This is a genomic window from Huijunlia imazamoxiresistens, assembly GCF_037132455.1.
Classification (GTDB): domain Bacteria; phylum Bacteroidota; class Bacteroidia; order Chitinophagales; family Chitinophagaceae; genus Flavisolibacter; species Flavisolibacter imazamoxiresistens.
This window is the reverse complement of the sequence record NZ_JBBBEI010000026.1, coordinates 18,942-35,122: the sequence shown is the minus strand read 5'-3', so window position 1 is coordinate 35,122 and position 16,181 is coordinate 18,942. Positions and strand designations below refer to the sequence as shown.

11 protein-coding genes and 2 tRNA genes are annotated in these 16,181 nt (G+C 55.1%); 6 read left to right on the top strand and 7 right to left on the bottom strand.

Translation table 11 applies throughout. From position 1 onward, the window contains the following. Nucleotides 1-67 precede the first annotated feature (67 nt). From V9K67_RS22385 to rimP, 7 genes are all read right to left on the bottom strand, one after another. Nucleotides 68-562 (bottom strand): SixA phosphatase family protein, encoded by a 495-nt coding sequence (locus tag V9K67_RS22385; RefSeq protein WP_336726452.1) that lies wholly within the window; start codon nucleotides 560-562, stop codon nucleotides 68-70. A gap of 158 nt (nucleotides 563-720) precedes the next feature. Continuing rightward, complete coding sequence (locus V9K67_RS22380; RefSeq protein ID WP_336726451.1) at nucleotides 721-2,448, bottom strand: amidophosphoribosyltransferase; 1,728 nt, start codon at nucleotides 2,446-2,448, stop codon at nucleotides 721-723. A 337-nt stretch (nucleotides 2,449-2,785) separates the two neighbouring features. Then, complete coding sequence (locus V9K67_RS22375) at nucleotides 2,786-4,528, bottom strand: PAS domain-containing sensor histidine kinase (protein WP_336726449.1); 1,743 nt, start codon at nucleotides 4,526-4,528, stop codon at nucleotides 2,786-2,788. Between the two features lie 242 nt (nucleotides 4,529-4,770). Continuing rightward, entirely contained in the window at nucleotides 4,771-6,138 is a 1,368-nt protein-coding gene (locus tag V9K67_RS22370) for a peptidylprolyl isomerase (RefSeq protein ID WP_336726448.1), read from the bottom strand. A 262-nt stretch (nucleotides 6,139-6,400) separates the two neighbouring features. Then, entirely contained in the window at nucleotides 6,401-9,697 is a 3,297-nt protein-coding gene (gene infB, locus V9K67_RS22365; protein WP_336726446.1) for a translation initiation factor IF-2, read from the bottom strand. 150 nt (nucleotides 9,698-9,847) lie between these two features. Next, nucleotides 9,848-11,095 (bottom strand): transcription termination factor NusA, encoded by a 1,248-nt coding sequence (gene nusA / locus V9K67_RS22360; RefSeq protein WP_336726444.1) that lies wholly within the window; start codon nucleotides 11,093-11,095, stop codon nucleotides 9,848-9,850. Between the two features lie 82 nt (nucleotides 11,096-11,177). After that, nucleotides 11,178-11,648, bottom strand: coding sequence for a ribosome maturation factor RimP (rimP, locus tag V9K67_RS22355; RefSeq protein WP_336726443.1), 471 nt, complete (start codon nucleotides 11,646-11,648; stop codon nucleotides 11,178-11,180). Nucleotides 11,649-11,778: 130 nt separating this feature from the next. Between rimP and V9K67_RS22350 the strand changes: the two genes are divergently transcribed. From V9K67_RS22350 to V9K67_RS22325, 6 genes are all read left to right on the top strand, one after another. Continuing rightward, on the top strand, nucleotides 11,779-12,048 hold the full coding sequence (locus V9K67_RS22350) for a hypothetical protein (RefSeq protein WP_336726442.1): 270 nt from the start codon (nucleotides 11,779-11,781) through the stop codon (nucleotides 12,046-12,048). Between the two features lie 60 nt (nucleotides 12,049-12,108). Then, nucleotides 12,109-12,182: transfer RNA gene (locus V9K67_RS22345), tRNA-Ile, on the top strand. A 948-nt stretch (nucleotides 12,183-13,130) separates the two neighbouring features. After that, the gene (locus V9K67_RS22340) at nucleotides 13,131-13,859 is read left to right on the top strand and encodes an outer membrane beta-barrel protein (protein WP_336726441.1); all 729 of its coding nucleotides are present in this window, start codon (nucleotides 13,131-13,133) and stop codon (nucleotides 13,857-13,859) included. 158 nt (nucleotides 13,860-14,017) lie between these two features. After that, nucleotides 14,018-15,208, top strand: coding sequence for a GTPase HflX (hflX, locus tag V9K67_RS22335; RefSeq protein ID WP_336726440.1), 1,191 nt, complete (start codon nucleotides 14,018-14,020; stop codon nucleotides 15,206-15,208). 164 nt (nucleotides 15,209-15,372) lie between these two features. Further along, nucleotides 15,373-15,720 (top strand): Rieske (2Fe-2S) protein, encoded by a 348-nt coding sequence (locus tag V9K67_RS22330; protein WP_336726439.1) that lies wholly within the window; start codon nucleotides 15,373-15,375, stop codon nucleotides 15,718-15,720. Nucleotides 15,721-15,824: 104 nt separating this feature from the next. Next, a tRNA-Asn gene (locus V9K67_RS22325) sits at nucleotides 15,825-15,898 on the top strand. Nucleotides 15,899-16,181: the final 283 nt, after the last annotated feature.

Below are 16,181 nucleotides of genomic sequence, written 5' to 3'. Positions count from 1 at the left end.
TCCTGGTAAGGGAAGCAGAGAGACCTGTTTCCGCCCTAACTCTTTATCCCCTTGTCCTCGTGGTCTCTTAGCTGGCGTTTTTGGGATAGTCAAAGAACAGGAATTCCTTTTCGCTTTCCCGGAAGGCGGACCAGTGGCCGGTATGGGCCTGCACCGCCAGCATCGAACAGGTAGGCATATCGTCGATGCGCACCGTATCGAGGGTGTTGGCAAAATCGGTAATGCCGGGGTTGTGCGAGAACAGCACCACGGTTTCGTATTTGTCGTCCAGCTGCCCGAGCACTTCGTAAAAATTGGCCGAAGGGGCTTCGTACAATTTCTCCTCCTCCACAATCTCTTTTTTGCTTCCGCCGAATTCCTCGGCAAAAAAACGGGCGGTCTTGCGGGCCCGCTTTGCCGGGCTGGAAAGAAAGAGGTCGGGCCGGATGCCTTTTTCCTTTAAGCGTTTGGCCATTTCCGGTGCATCCTTCTTGCCCCGGTCATTCAGGGGGCGGTCCCGGTCGTCCTGCGTATCGTCCGCCCAACTGCTTTTGGCATGTCTTACAATGATCAATGTTTTCATAAACGAGCCTGTTTGGTTCACCAACAATTTATACTTTTTACAGGGGAAAACAAATAGGGCAGGCCGGGAATGGCCCCAAACAAAAAAACTACAAAAGTCTTAGCGACTTTTGTAGTTTTCTAATAATGGGGATAGCCTCCCCAGGAGTTTCTTTTAAATTAATAGCCCCGCACGTTCTTGCCTTCCATGTAGTTGATGAAAGCTTTGTTCACGACGCGGTTGCCGCCGGGGGTGGGGTAATTACCGGTAAAATACCAGTCGCCCAGGTTGCCGGGACAGGCCTCGTGCAGTGATTCGATGGTCTGGAAGATCACATCTACGGGGATATCCAGGTCGGGCGGGGTGATCAGCTCGGCAATCTTGGCGGTGATCTCCTCGTTGGTGAACGTCTTGTACACCTGCTTCACCACGTTCTCGGTATGCAGCAATCCCTGCTCGTTGAGCTCCAGGCAGCGGTTATAGAGCTCTTTCAGGATGGACTCGCGGCCCTGCTCCTTCAGCAACTCCACGGCGGCATTGAAGGCGATGAAGTCGCCCATCTTGCTCATATCGATGCCGTAGCAGTCGGGGTAACGGATCTGGGGAGCGGAGGACACGACGATAATGCGCTTCGGTCCCAGGCGCGCCAGCATGCGGATAATGCTTTCCTTCAGCGTGGTGCCCCGCACGATAGAGTCGTCGATGACCACCAGCGTATCGGTATCCCGCTTCACGGTGCCGTAGGTAATATCATAAACGTGCTGCACCATCTCCGAACGGCTCACATCCTCGGTGATGAAGGTGCGCATCTTGACGTCCTTGATGGCGATCTTTTCCATCCGGATCTTGCGGTTGATCACTTCCGCCAGCTTTTCGGGGTCGATCTGGTTGCCCCAGGCGGCGATGCGCTCGATCTTTTTCTGGTTCAGGTAGTCCTCGGCGCCTTTGCACAGCCCGTAGAAAGCCACCTCGGCCGTATTGGGAATAAAGGAAAAAATCGTGTTTTTGAGGTCGTAGTCGACGGCGTTCAGCACTTGGCGGCTGAGGTTATACCCCAGGGCAGTGCGTTCGCGGTAAATCTTTTCGTCGCTGCCACGGGAGAAATAGATGCGTTCGAAGCTGCAGGCCTTCCGCTCCTTGGGCTCGATCACCTGCTCGATCTTCACCTCGCCGTTGGGGTAAACGATCATCGCCTGGCCCGGCATCAGTTCTTTTACTTCGTTCTCTCCCACGTTGAAGGTGGTGCGGATGGCGGCCCGTTCCGAAGCGCCCACTACCACTTCCTCGTTTACATAATAGTACGAGGGGCGGATGCCGTGTGCGTCGCGGAAGACAAAGCCGATGCCGCTGCCGGTGATGCCGCTTACATTGAAGCCGCCATCAAAGAGGCGTACCGCCTTCTTCAGCACCGAAATAATATCGGTTTCGCCGGGACTCTCCTCGTCGGCCTTGATGAGGAAGTGGTAGATCACTTCCATCATGGCGGCCAGGTCGCTCTGGCGCTGGAATTCACCGGGATTGATGCCCACCAGCTCGAACAGCTCATCGGTATTGATGAGGTTGAAGTTGCCGGCCAGTGCCAGATTGCGGGCCGGGATGGTGTGGCGTTTAATGAAGGGGTGGCAAAAGTCGGCGTTGTTCTTTCCCTGGGTGCCGTAGCGCAGGTGGCCCAGCAGGACCTCGCCCAGGAAGGACAGGTGTCCTTTCATCAGGCCGGGGTGGTTGCCGAAGTCGTGGTTGAACTTCTGAATCTCGGCAAACTCCTGCCCGATCTGGCGAAAAACGTCGGCAATGGGCTGGGGGGCACTGCTGCGGAGGCGGGAAAGGAAGGGGTAGCCGGGTTCTACGTTCAGCTTTACGGCTGCCACCCCTGCGCCATCCTGGCCGCGGTTGTGCTGCTTTTCCATTAAAAGGTACAGCTTATTTAAGCCCCATAATACTGTACGATACTTTTGCTGGTAATAGGAAAACGGTTTGCGCAGCCTGATAAAGGCCAGGCCGCATTCGTGTTTTATTGCATCACTCATGGGAAGAAAAAGAAGGCGCAAAGGTAGGAGAAAAAGTTCCAAAGTTCCTGAGTTCCTAAGTTCCTGAGTTAAGGGAACGTTACAATCTGAATAGTTCCAGCGTTCATGGGTTTACAAGTTCACGAGTTCGAGGGAGCATCTGGCGGCTATTTGCGTCGGGAGATGACAGTGGAAAGCGACGGCCCGCCTATTCCCGATTAACCAATTAACAAATATCCTAATTCCCTATTTCCCCCGGTTCCACCAGGTGCACGTGGGGCACGGTGACTTTGACGGTGCAGCCTTTGCCGGGAGTGGAGATCACTTCCACCTGGCCGCCGAAGAGCTCGGCCCTGCTTTTCATGTTGGCCAGGCCCATGCCCCGTCGGGGAAGGGCAGTATCAAAACCTTTTCCATCGTCCTCGATCAGCAGCGCCACCTCGGTTTTGGTGAGCCGCAGGACAATCGTCACCAGGGAGGCCCGGGCATGCTTCAGCACATTGTTCAGCTGCTCCTGGAGGATGCGGAACAGCATCAGCCGCTTATCTTCCGCCAGCAGGCGTTCTTCAAAATCAAAATAATCAAACCGCAGCTCGATCCGCTGGGTCTGGCTGATGGAGTCGATCAGCTCGTTGATGGATTCGATCAGGCCCAGGTCGCCCAGGGTGGGCGGCACCAGCGCCCGGGACATGCTGCGAATCTCGTTAATGACGTAGGAAACGCTTTTGGTAGCCCGGCGCACCAGGTCCCGGGTAGCGGGGTCGGCGGCCGTTCCGGCCAGGTCCAGGTAGAGCTTGATGGTGGTCAGCTGCTGGCCGATGTTGTCGTGCAGCTCTTTGCCGATCTCCTTCCGCTCTTTTTCCTGCCCCTCGATGGTGGCCTTCGTCAGCAGCTTCTGGCGGCTGACCTGCTCGTGCAGCAGTTGCTGCTCCAGCTCTTTGCGTTCCGTAATATCGGTCACCGACGTAACAATATGGAGGATGTTGCCCTGGTCGTCCAGGACCGGGTCGGCATTGATGATCATCCAGATCCGGGCGCCGCCCTTGGGACCGCGCAGGCCCGCCACAAAATTCTTCACCGGCTTTTGCAGGCGGATGGCCTTCTTCACCGGGCGGTCGGCGGGGCCCACCACCCTGCCGTCCTCGTGCACCAGGTCGGCGAACACGTCCCAGAAAGCCCGGCCTTTCATTTCCTCCTCCCCGAGCCCAATCATTTCCTGGGTAAACCGGTTGCACAGCAGCATATGGCCATTGCTGTCCAGCAGCATCACCCCCACCTTCAGGTCGCGTACCAGGGAGCGGAACCGTTGTTCGCTTTCCTCCAGGGCAGCAATGGCCCGCCTGCGGGGCGTGTCGTCGTGGAAGTATACCAGGATATGGGCCACGTGGGGATTGCTCAACAGGTTATGTCCCCGCACCATACACCACAGCCATTCACCGTTTTTCTTCAACAGCCGGATCACGATAAACTTGACCTCGGGCGTTTGGTTCACCTCGAGCTGGAAGGCTTCGAGGGCGTTGCCGAAGTCTTCGGGGTGGACGAATTCAAAACCATTGCGGCCCAGCACTTCCGCCTCGGAACCGTAGCCCAGGATGGACAGCACCGAGGGCGAGCAGTAGTTAATGGTGCCTGTTGCTTCCATCAGCAGCATGCCGTTCAGGGAGTCGGTAAACAGGTTGCGGTAAAAGCGCTCGCTTTTCTGCAATGCCTCAAAGTGGCGGACCCGCTCCTGTTCGGCCTCCCGGGTATTTTCCGGCTGGAGCAAGCCTGTTACTGCCGGGGCCGGCGCCATCCAGCGGTACATGCGTTCGTCGCCGGAAAGCGGCAGGGGCGCCACTTCCCAGGTAATGTTCTGAAAGTTGTTGCGCTGATCCTGCCGGGACAGGGTCACCAGGATGGGCGCGTCGCCCGCTTCGTCCAGGCGGGGTAGAGAGGCTTCGTCGGAAATCAGCTGGTGCTCCCGGAGGGAAAAGAATTGCAAGGCCCGGTCATTTGCGCAAACTATTCTGCCTTCCGCGGTAGTAATTATACAATAAAACTGGAGGGAGTGCTTAAAATAAAGGTCGTAGGATACTGAGGACATGGAAGCAGTGTGTTTTCATAAAAAGGGGAACGGGAACAGCTAATATATATAAGAAATATAATAGAAAAAGGTTTCCCGGTAATTAAAAAATTAATCTACGGGGAAACCTTTATACAAATATGAGGGAATCGGGCGGATACTTACTTCGTCTGGGCCTGGAGGCTGCTCCACTTCTGCAGTTGCTCGCAGCCCGCAGCAGAGGCCGGGTCGATCATGATGTAGTAGCTGGGCAGCTTGGCGGTGATCCATTTTTCGAGGGCCGCCTGCTTTTTCTGCTCCAGGGCATACTGGGCAATGCGGTTATAGTCGTCGCGCAGGTTCATGCGGTGCGGCTCGGTCCTGGACTTCAGAAAAACCAGGCGCACGGCCTTCTTTCCTCTTTCGTCGGCATACGCCTGGGGTTGCGAGTACTCACCTACTTTCAGCTTGTCGAGCAGGGCCACCAGGTCCTTATCCAGTTGGTCGATGGTTACAAAGCTGGAGCCGTCGCGGCCGGTGATATAGGGACCGGAATACTTGGCGGCCTCATCCTCGCTGTATTTACCTGCCGCCACCGGGAAAGTAGTGGTTCCGGCGATCAGCTTGGCGCGAACGGAGTCGAGCTTGGAAATCGATTCCCGCGTTTCCTCGTCCGTTACCGGCGGGATGCGCAGGATGTGGCGCACGATGGCGTCGTCACCCGTTTTGCTCACCATCTGGATGATGTGGTAGCCGAACTTCGACTTGATCACCGGCGACACCTCGCCTTCCTTCAGGCGGAAAGCGCCGGATAAAAAGGCGGGATCCCAGCTTTTTTCGTTGCGGTTCACCTGGTACTGGCCGCCGCGGTCCTTGGAACCGGGGTCCTCGGAATAGCGTTTGGCCAGGTCGCCGAAGGAGGCCACCTTCATTTCCACCTGCTTGCGGTAGGTGTTCAGCTCGTCGATCACGTATTTTTCCAGGTCGCGGGACGCCTTGGGATAGACGACGATCTGGCCGATCTCGAATTCCGATTCGTAGTACGGCAGGCTGTCCTTGGGGATCTTATCGAAAAAGTCTTTTACTTCCGTGGGGGTGATCTTGACGTTCTCCACGATCTTGCGCTGTTCGGCTTCGGCCAGCTTGCGCTCCTTCACCGATTCGCGGGCATCGTCCTTGATCTGGTAAATGGTTTTACCGGCGATATCTTCCAGCGCCTGCTGCGTACCGTACTGGCGGATGAATTCGCGCACCCTTAGGTCCAGGTCGGCCTCCACCTCGTCGTCGGTCACCGGAAGGGAGTCTTTTTCGGCCTGCAGCATCATTATTTTGGAGATCAGCGCCTGCTCGAGGATCATGCACTCGGCATTTTCGGGCACCGTCCCACCCTGGCGGGCCGCATCGGCAATGGTATTTTTAATGTCGGAATGCAGGATAATGCGGTCGCCCACAATCCCTACGATTTTATCGGCCACCACCTTCTGGCCCTGGGCGCTTGCCAGGGAAGCGAGGCCGAGGAAGCCGGAAAGAACGAGAAAAGCTTTCTTCATAATTTACAGTGCGTAAGGCCAAATGTAGCCTTTTGAAAAAAAATCCCTGCCGCAAGCAGCAGGGATTAACAAAAGTTTGAAGGGCAAAGTTATTGATACAGGGAATTCGTTAATTGGTTCATTCGGTATTAGGGTTTAGGCGGAACCATCTATTACCAGATGGTAGTTACCTTTTATCTATCTTTTACTTCCTTGGAAGAAGGACGCTAACCACCTAATGTCCTAATTCCCAATGAACAAATTAACCCATTCCCTGCACCTGTTATAAGGTGCGTTTGATTTCTTCGATCTCGTATGCTTCCACGATATCGCCTACTTTCAGGTCGTTGTAGTTCTTGATCGTCAGACCGCACTCCATACCCATCTGTACTTCCTTCACGTCGTCCTTGAAGCGTTTGAGCGAACCCAGGTCGGCGGAGGCGCCTTCGGCCGTGGGGTACACCACGATACCGTCGCGGATGAGGCGGACTTTGTGGTCGCGTTTGATCCGGCCGTCCAGCACGTAGCAACCGGCAACGGTCACCTTGTCGAACTTGAACACTTCGCGAACTTCCACGTTGGCCACGATCTTCTCCTGCACCTTCGGTTCGAGCATGCCTTCCATCGCGCTCTTGATCTCTTCAATAGCGTTGTAGATGATGGAGTAGGTCTTGATCTGGATGCCCGCGCCGTCGGCCAGGCGGTTGGCCTGCATGGAGGGACGCACGTTGAAGCCGATGATCACGGCGTCGGAGGCTTCTGCCAGCACCACGTCGCTTTCGTTGATCTGGCCCACGCCCTTGTGGATCACGTTCACCAGGATCTCGGGGGTGGAGAGCTTCTGCAGCGAGTCGCTCAGGGCTTCTACCGAACCGTCCACGTCACCTTTGATGATGACTTTCAGTTCTTTGAAGTTGCCCAGTGCCAGGCGGCGTCCGATCTCATCGAGGGTGATGTGTTTCTTCGCACGCATGCCCTGTTCGCGCAGGATCTGTGCCCGGCGGTTGGCGATTTCTTTGGCTTCGGACTCGTCGGTGTATACGCGGAACTTCTCACCGGCCTGCGGGGCGCCGTTCAGGCCCAGGATCAGCACCGGTGTGGAGGGCGGAGCCGCGTCCACGCGTTTGTTCCGTTCGTTGAACATGGCTTTCACACGGCCGTAGTTCTGGCCGCTCACCACCAGGTCGCCGGAGCGGAGGGTACCGTTGTGCACCAGTACGGTGGTCACGTAGCCGCGGCCCTTGTCCAGGGTAGCTTCCACGATGGTACCGCTGGCTTCGCGGTCGGGGTTGGCCTTCAGGTCGAGCAGTTCGGCTTCCAGCAGGATCTTTTCCAGCAGCAGCTCTACGTTCAGACCTTTCTTGGCCGAAATTTCCTGGCTTTGGAACTTACCGCCCCACTCTTCCACCAGCAGGTTCATACCGGCCAGCTGTTCGTAGATCTTGGCGGGGTTGGCGCCGTCCTTATCGATTTTGTTGATGGCGAAGATCATCGGTACGCCGGCAGCCTGGGCGTGGCTGATGGCCTCGCGGGTCTGCGGCATCACCGCATCGTCGGCCGCGATCACGATCACGGCGATGTCGGTTACCTTGGCACCGCGGGCACGCATGGCCGTAAAGGCTTCGTGACCGGGGGTATCGAGGAAGGTGATGTCTTTACCGTTGGGGAGATTCACCTGGTAGGCACCGATGTGCTGGGTGATACCGCCCGCTTCACCGGCTACTACCGTAGCATTGCGGATATAGTCGAGCAACGAGGTCTTACCGTGGTCCACGTGACCCATGATGGTCACGATGGGCGAGCGGAATTCCAGGTCTTCTTCGGCGTCCTGCTCCATTTCCTCATCCATCTCCAGTTGTTTTTCCACGTCGATGAATTCCACGTCGAAGCCAAACTCGCTGGATACCAGCTCGATCACTTCGGCGTCGAGGCGCTGGTTGATGGACACCATGATGCCCAGGCTCATACACTTGCTGATCACTTCGGCAAAGCTCACGTCCATCAGGTTGGCCAGTTCGCTTACGCTGATGAATTCGGTCACCTGCAGGGTGTGTTCGCCGGTTTCCGCGGATTCCGCCATTTCGTGGCGTTTTTCGCGGCGCAGCTTGGCCTTCAGGTTCTTGCCCTTGCCGGTGCTGCCGGCCAGCTTGGCCTGGGTTTCCTGTATCTTTCTTTGGATTTCTTTTTCGTCGATCTGCTTGTCCTCACGCGGAGCAAAGCGGCTGCCCTGGGGTTGTACCTGGAAGCGTCCGCCGCCACCGGGGCCTTTGGCCCGTTCGGGACGGTTGAAGCGTCCGCCACCCTGGCCGCCCTGACCTTGCTGGCCCTGGCCGGGACGTGCCTGCTGGCCGCCCTGTTGGCCCTGACCGGGGCGCTGCTGGAAGCCGCCACCCTGTCCCTGCGGACGGGGCTGGCCGGGTCGCTGGCCCTGCTGGCCCTGGCCGGCGTCCTTCTTCTCGATGGGGATGCGCTTGCGTTTGCGCTTCTCATCGGCTTTCGGACGGGTATCGCTGTCCACCGGCAGTTGGATCTTGCCCAGGATCTTGGGTCCTTCGATCCGCTCGGCCTTGATGTTTTCGATCACCGGGGCTGCGTTTTCCGTGGGGGTTTCCGCCACCGGCGTGGTGGGGGTTTCCGCGGTTACGGCCGCTTCCGTTACCGGCGGTGCGGTCACTGCGGGGATGTCTTCCGCGGGTTTTTCGGCCACTACGGGAGCTGCCTCCGCCTCTTTCACCGGCGGCACTTCGGCTACCGGTTCGGGCGCAGGGGCCGGTTCGGGTGCAGGGGCCGGGGCCACCACTTCCGGCTCACGCACGGGCGGTTGCTTTTCCTGCTGGGGTTCCTGCCCGAATACGGGCGCCTGTTTGGTTTCAGACGGGGCTGGCAGCGTCATGGTATCCGGTTCGGTTTCCGGGAGCTGCTCGATATACGTGTTTGACGGAGGCATTACTTCCTGTTCTTTTTCTTGCGGGAGGTCGGTTTTGGCACCGCCTTTTTTGGGGCGGGTCGAAGAATCGATGGCGGACAGGTCGATCTTGTCCACGATCTTCAGGCCTTCGATCTCGGGAGCGTCGATTTTGACCACTTCGGCTTCCCTGGGTTCGGACACTTCGGGGGCGGAGGGCTGGGCTTCCGGGATGGAGGGGGTTACCGGTTCGGCGGCAGGCTGGGGCTGCGGCGGAGCCGGAGGTTGCTGGGGTTGAGGCGGGGTTTCCACCTCGGGGGCCGCCTGTACGGGTTGCACGGGCTGAACCGGCTGTACAGGGGGCACGGGGGCCGGTGCAGGGGCCGGCTCTTCTTTTTTCGGTGCAGGTGCCGGCGCTTTCTTTTCTTCCCTGCGGAAAAGATAGTCGTCGTCCTCGCGCTTTCTTTTCGCTTCTCCGGCCGCACCTTTGGGTAGGTCGATCTGGTCGCTTTTCAGTTTCGCCACTTTGTCGCCCTGGAATTCCGCCTGCAAAGCCCGGTACATCGGTTCCGTGAGCTTGGAGGTCGGCTTCAGGTCGTCTCTGCTAAAACCTTTTCCTGCCAGAAAGTCCACCAGGGTATCTTTCCCGATGTTGAACTCCTTGGCTGCGGCCATTAACCTTGGTGTTGTAGTTTCTGCCATATAGTAGTTTACCTATCCGCCGCTGGCGGATCGTTTAAATCTTTTTTTTACGGGTGGCGCTCCTGTGGAGCCCACCCTGTTATGAAATCCCCCCTCCGGCAGCCCGCTGCCCTCTGGCAGGGTTTATCCTTTTTCAAATTCGGCCTGCAGCACCCGGCGTACTTCCTGGATGGTTTCCCGTTCCAGATCGGTGCGGCGTTCCAGTTCTTCGGGGGTGAGGTCCAGCACGCTGCGGGCGGTATCGCAACCGATGCGTTTGAGCTCGTCGATCACCCATTTTTCGATCTCGTCGCTGAATTCTTCCAGGTCGATGTCGAACTCTTCGGTCTCTCCTTCGTTATCGCGGTACACGTCGATATCAAAACCGGTCAATTCGCAGGCCAGTTTTATGTTGACGCCCCTCCGGCCGATGGCCAGGGATACCTGGTCGGGCCGCAGGTAAACGCTGGCGTGCTTGCCGTCGGTATCCAGTTCCATATTGGTGATCTTGGCCGGCGTCAGCGAGCGCTGGATGAGCAGCTGCGTATTGCTGGTAAAGTTGATCACGTCGATGTTCTCGTTTTTCAGTTCCCGTACGATGCCATGGATCCGGCTGCCCTTCATCCCTACGCAGGCGCCCACCGGGTCGATGCGGTCGTCGTAGGATTCCACGGCCACCTTGGCGCGTTCGCCCGGCTCGCGCACGATCTTTTTGATCACGATCAGGCCGTCGAAGATCTCCGGCACTTCAATTTCCAAAAGCTTTGCCAGAAACTCCGGCGAAGTGCGGGAAAGGATGATCACCGGGTTATTATTCTTCAAATCTACCTTTTTTACCACTGCCCGGATGGATTCTCCCTTTTTAAAATAGTCCTGGGGGATCTGTTCGCTCTTGGGCAGGATCAGTTCGTTGTTTTCCTCGTCGAGCAGGAGGATCTCTTTTTTCCAGACCTGGTAGACCTCGGCGCTGATGATTTCGCCGACGCGGTCGGAATATTTTTTGGCCAGGACGTTCTTTTTGAGGTCGCTGATGCGGCTGGCGAGGGTTTGTTTGGCCGCCAGGATGGCGCGGCGGCCGAAGTCGTAGAGGTCGATTTCTTCGTACAGCTCTTCTCCCACCTCGAAATCGGGTTCCAGTTTAATGGCATCGCTGTACGCAATTTCTGCGTTGGGGTCCATCACTTCGCCGTCCTCGACGATCATACGGCGGCGAACGATTTCCAGGTCACCCTTCTCGGCATTCACGATGACGTCAAAGTTTTCATCGCTGCCGTATTTTTTGCGCAGCAAGGTTTTGAAAACGTCTTCTACTACACGCATCATGGTAGGACGGTCGATATTTTCCGCGTCCTTAAACTCCTGGAATGCCTCTATCAAATTGATACTTGCCATACAAAGTTCGATTTACGAATTAGGTTTATTATTGAAGGTGGCGGTGGAACGGGCCCTGATGGGCCGGCCGGTGCCGGCACCCCTAGAATTTCACTTGAATTTTTGTGCTTTTAATGTCACTGAATAAAATGGTTTCCTGTTGGGTCTGCTTTTGTTTGCCCTTCCCGGTTACATATTCGATAATGATGCCGTCTTCGGTGGCTTCCAGCAGTTTTCCTTCCTTCACCGCGCCGTCCTTGAGGATGAGGTCCACGAAGCGGCCGACGTTCTTTTGGTACTGCCGGTGGTTTTTCAGGGGTTCGTCCAGTCCGGGCGAGGACACCTCCAGGGAGAAGTCGCCTTCGGGGAACAGCCCGCTTTCCTCCAGGGCCTTGTACAGGCCACGGTTATAACTGATCAGGGTGGTCAGGTTCATGCCTTCGTCGGCGTCGATGAACACCTTGATATTATTCGTGGGTTTCACTTTGATTTCGACCAGAAAATGGGAGGGGTGGGCGGCCAGCAGGGGGGCCAGTTTTTCTTCTACTGTCTTTATTAACGTTTCTTTTTCCATAAACCATAATAGAAGAAGGGAACGCTCCCGTTCCCTTCTTTCACTCTTTTCCTTCGGCAAAGGTAAGAGAATCCTTAAATATCCTCCAAATTATAAAATGATAAAGCGCAATTAAATAATTTTGACCCCGATGATACTGAAATTTATAATCTATTCTTTTCTGTTTTACCTGCTGTTCAAGTTCATTTTCAACTTTGTTGTGCCGGTGTACCGGGCTACGCGGCAGGTGAAGAAGGGTTTTCGGGAGATGCAGGAAATGCAGGAGCAGCAGATGCGCAGCCAGCAGGCGTACGAGGACCGGGCCCGGGCGCAGGCCCAATCGCCCTCTCAGCCCGGCCGGGCGGGTAATGGCGGCGGCAGCAGCCTGGGTGAGTACATAGATTTTGAGGAAGTGAAGTAATTGATCAGAATTCCCTTATATTTGCCCCCCATAAATATTTGGCCTCCTTTGTGGAGGATTGGATCCTTAGCTCAGTCGGTTAGAGCAGCTGACTCATAATCAGCGGGTCGCTGGTTCGAGCCCGGCAGGATCCACAGGCTTTGAGGGCTACTTTTCAGTAGCTCTTTTTTATTTTATGGACTTTTCCTTTGGGGAAGCAGGGGTTTCCTGGCTTTGACAGTGTCCTACAGGTATCGAAATTCTTCTACTTTTTGTCTTGGAAACAAAAAGTAGCAAAAAATTCAAGTCGGCCCTCTCGCCTAGGGCGAGACCGGGCCGACAAGCCCACGCACAGGAGGGGCACATTCATTATTTGCCTTGCACATTTCCGGTTCTTCGAAGAGTTCGGCGTGCTTTAGGAAAAGCGTGAAGGCGCTGCATTCCGCCTTATTATTCATTAAAGCTGAAAGAAGCATTAGGTCCGGCGGAATGAGGCGCGTGACTCTCAAGCTCTTACAGGTTTGTGCATTCTTTTATTTTTCAGGCATGGGCGCTGCCCTTGTATACAAGCTTAATGGATTGTCTACCAACGGGTTTGGGCGCTGCCCAAATGCTTGCTGACAGGAGGATTTACTTGTGCGGATAAAGATAGCACCTGCCTTTGCGCAATCTGAATGGCTGGTGAAGCGCCTCATTCCGCCGGAACTATCGTTTCTAACTACTATAATGAATGACAAGGCGGAATGCCAGCGCCGGCAGTATTTCCGAATAGCACGACCGGATGAAGGCGTTTTGGGAGCGCGAAGAAACAAAGAATGTGCGCCTGTGCGTGGGCCTGTCGGCCCGGTCTCGCCCTAGGCGAGAGGGCCGACTTGAATTTTTTGCTACTTTTTGTTTCCAAGACAAAAAGTAGAAGAATCTCGATACCTGTAAGACGATAACAATCGAAGGAAACCTTCTCTTCCCATAAAGAAGCCCTGCCAACGCTCTACCTTAATATATATTCCCCCCAGCCAACAAAAACTCCTTTATTTTTGAGCCCGCAATCCCCTTAACCTTCCGTTAACGGTTGCCCCTATACTTTTGTTCAATTAAGAAATGATATGAGAAGAATCCTATTCGCCTTGATGATGGTACTGGTGGCCGCCACGGCTTTTGCACAAACCGATACCCTGCTCAAACCCCGCCTGAAATCCTCCATTAGCCTCCCCCGGTCCAACGACCACCTGATGCTGCAGCTGGGATATACCACCTGGCAGGGAAAGACCGACTCGATGAATACCGGCGGCATCCCCCGCACGTTCAACGTCTACTTCCTGTTGGATTTCCCCTTTAAATCCTCGCCCAACTGGAGCGTAGCTGCCGGTGTGGGTGTAGGCACCGACAACGTGTACTTCGACAAGACCATTGTCGGCATCAAGGACCAGACCACCCGTCTGCAGTTCAGGGACGTCAGCGATACCAACCACTTCAAGCGGTTCAAGGTGGCCACCACCTACGCCGAAGTGCCCCTGGAGCTGCGCTATAATTCCGGCAACGACGCCAACCGCCAGGGCTTTAAGGCCGCCATCGGCGTGAAGATCGGCACCCTGCTCAATGCCCATACCAAGGGGAGCATCCTGCAGGACAAAAGCGGCAATACCCTCAACAGTTATAAAGTAAAAGAAAACAGCAAGCGGTTTTTCAACCAGAACCGCCTGGCTGCCACCGCTCGTCTCGGCTACGGCCATTTCAGCCTGTTCGGCACGTACCAGATCACTTCCCTGTTTAAGGAAGGCCTGGCACCCACCGTTCGCCCGCTGACCGTTGGCCTGACCCTGAGCGGTCTATAGTTTGTGGTTTGTAGTTTGCTGTTTGGTTCTGAGTTCCGGGTTTCAGGTTTTCGATTCTGGTTAAGCGGGAATATCTTTAAAAAAGGTTTTCACGGAAGCAACCGGGAGCGGCGCCTGGAACTTAGAACTCAGATTTTTTTTAATTTTTAGAATTTTCTATGCTCGATACAAGAAATAAGATCAAAGAAACGGAAAGAGCCGTGCTGGTAGGCGTGATCCAGAAAGACCAGAAGGAAGCGGTGGCCCAGGAGTACCTGGATGAGTTGTCGGAGCTGGCCGAGACCGCCGGGGCGGTGGCGGTGAAGCGTTTTATTCAAAAGCTGGCCCGTCCCGACAGCCGGACCTATATCGGCAAAGGCAAGCTGGAAGAGATCAAGAATTATGTGGCCCTGCGCCAGATCGACATGGTGATCTTCGACGATGAGCTGACCGGCTCGCAGATCTCCAATATCGAAAAAGAGGTAGGCGTCAAGGTCCTGGACCGCTCGGACCTGATCCTCGACATCTTTGCCGGCCGGGCCAAGACTGCCCAGGCCAAGGCCCAGGTGGAGCTGGCCCAGTACCAGTACATCCTGCCGCGGCTGCGGGGGATGTGGAAGCACCTGGAACGGCTGGGGGGTGGTATCGGTACGAGGGGTCCCGGGGAAACGGAGATCGAAACCGACCGCCGGATCGTACGGGAAAAGATCTCGTTGCTGCGCAAGCGGCTGGCCGAGATCGAGAAGCAGGCCTTTACGCAGCGAAAGGAGCGGGGCGAGTTTATTCGGGTGTCGTTGGTGGGGTATACGAACGTGGGCAAGTCCACGATCATGAACCTGCTGAGTAAGAGCGAGGTGCTGGCGGAGAACAAGCTGTTCGCCACCCTGGACACCACCACCCGGAAGATCGTTTACGAGACGACGCCTTTTCTGTTAAGCGATACGGTAGGGTTCATCCGCAAACTGCCGCACCACCTGGTGGAAAGCTTCAAGAGCACGCTGGACGAGGTGCGGGAGGCCGATATTTTGCTGCACGTAGTAGATATTTCGCACCCGAACTACGAAGACCAGCTTGGGGTGGTGAACAAGACACTGCAGGAGCTGGAATCCTTTGACAAGCCTACGATCATCGTATTCAACAAAATGGACCTGTACATCAAGCATACGTTTGACGAGTGGCTGGAGGAAGGCACCAAGGCGGATATCCTGCAGGAGCTGGAAGACCGTTGGAAGGAGCAGACTGGCGGCAATGCCATCTTCGTCTCGGCCACCGAAAAGCTGAACATTGAAGCGCTCCGCAACAAGATCCTGGAGCGGGTGCGGGAACTGTACCGGATAAGGTATCCCTATAAGACGGAGTTTTTTTACTGATAAGCTCACTATAAATCTCCTTATTAGCTGCCGGCAGGGGTCTAAAAGCCCTGCCGGCAGTTTTTACATATAGGAAGCTGCCGGTCCCTGCTATTTTGCCTAACTTATGGCGAAACCTGCCGCTCCTTACTCTTTATCTCTTTTTCCTCTTTTATTTCTTAGCTATGAAGACTCGATGGGTCAAGATTGCCGAATCGGAAAATGAAATCCCTTTTAATGAAGACCATTTGGCTGAGATTATGGCCGATGGGAAAAAGCTGTGCCTGGGCCGGCACAAGGGCGAGCTGTTTGCTTTTGCGCCCAGGTGCCCGCATGCGGGAGCTGCTATGTCATTTGGCTATATTGACGCCTTGGGCAATGTGGTCTGCCCCCTGCACCGCTATAAGTTCTGCATGAAGAACGGCCGCAACGTTACCGGGGAGGGCTATTACCTGAAGCACTGGCCGGTAGAATGCCGGGAGGATGGGGTTTTTGTCGGGCTGGAAAGCAATTCCCTTTTTGGTCTTTTCTAGGGCGAAAAATTTTTTGAAAAAAGTTGTCATTTTATTTGCTGAAATCAAATCAGCGGCTATTTTTGCACTCCCAACGACGGAATAAGCGTTGGGAAAACAAAAATTCCTCCTTAGCTCAGTTGGTTAGAGCATCTGACTGTTAATCAGAGGGTCGCTGGTTCAAGTCCAGCAGGGGGAGCTGAAAATCAAGCACTTACGCATTAAAAACGCTAAGTGCTTTTTTTATTTGCAATCATTTTGCACCAATTTGCAATCAAAGTTTAGCTGAGGCTGGTGGATGCAATGCCCAAAAGTTTGGGGTTAGGTATTTAAAGTATAAGCTTTAGTCAGTCTGAACAGGATGGGTTCCAAGCCTCTTTAAGCTCTCCTTAAGCTCTTGCTGAACTTTAAAAAAGCTCAACTTTTGATAGCTTTTCTTAGCCTAATGAGTTTTTTCTAATTGGTAAACCCATCCTAACTTT

Bases quoted from the DNA above. Each gene is read 5' to 3' on its own strand.
- V9K67_RS22385 (WP_336726452.1), bottom strand. From the start codon at position 562: ATGAAAACATTGATCATTGTAAGACATGCCAAAAGCAGTTGGGCGGAC.
- V9K67_RS22380 (WP_336726451.1), bottom strand. From the start codon at position 2,448: ATGGAAAAGCAGCACAACCGCGGCCAGGATGGCGCAGGGGTGGCAGCC.
- V9K67_RS22370 (WP_336726448.1), bottom strand. From the start codon at position 6,138: ATGAAGAAAGCTTTTCTCGTTCTTTCCGGCTTCCTCGGCCTCGCTTCC.
- infB (WP_336726446.1), bottom strand. From the start codon at position 9,697: ATGGCCGCAGCCAAGGAGTTCAACATCGGGAAAGATACCCTGGTGGAC.
- nusA (WP_336726444.1), bottom strand. From the start codon at position 11,095: ATGGCAAGTATCAATTTGATAGAGGCATTCCAGGAGTTTAAGGACGCG.
- rimP (WP_336726443.1), bottom strand. From the start codon at position 11,648: ATGGAAAAAGAAACGTTAATAAAGACAGTAGAAGAAAAACTGGCCCCC.
- V9K67_RS22350 (WP_336726442.1), top strand. From the start codon at position 11,779: ATGATACTGAAATTTATAATCTATTCTTTTCTGTTTTACCTGCTGTTC.
- V9K67_RS22340 (WP_336726441.1), top strand. From the start codon at position 13,131: ATGAGAAGAATCCTATTCGCCTTGATGATGGTACTGGTGGCCGCCACG.
- hflX (WP_336726440.1), top strand. From the start codon at position 14,018: ATGCTCGATACAAGAAATAAGATCAAAGAAACGGAAAGAGCCGTGCTG.
- V9K67_RS22330 (WP_336726439.1), top strand. From the start codon at position 15,373: ATGAAGACTCGATGGGTCAAGATTGCCGAATCGGAAAATGAAATCCCT.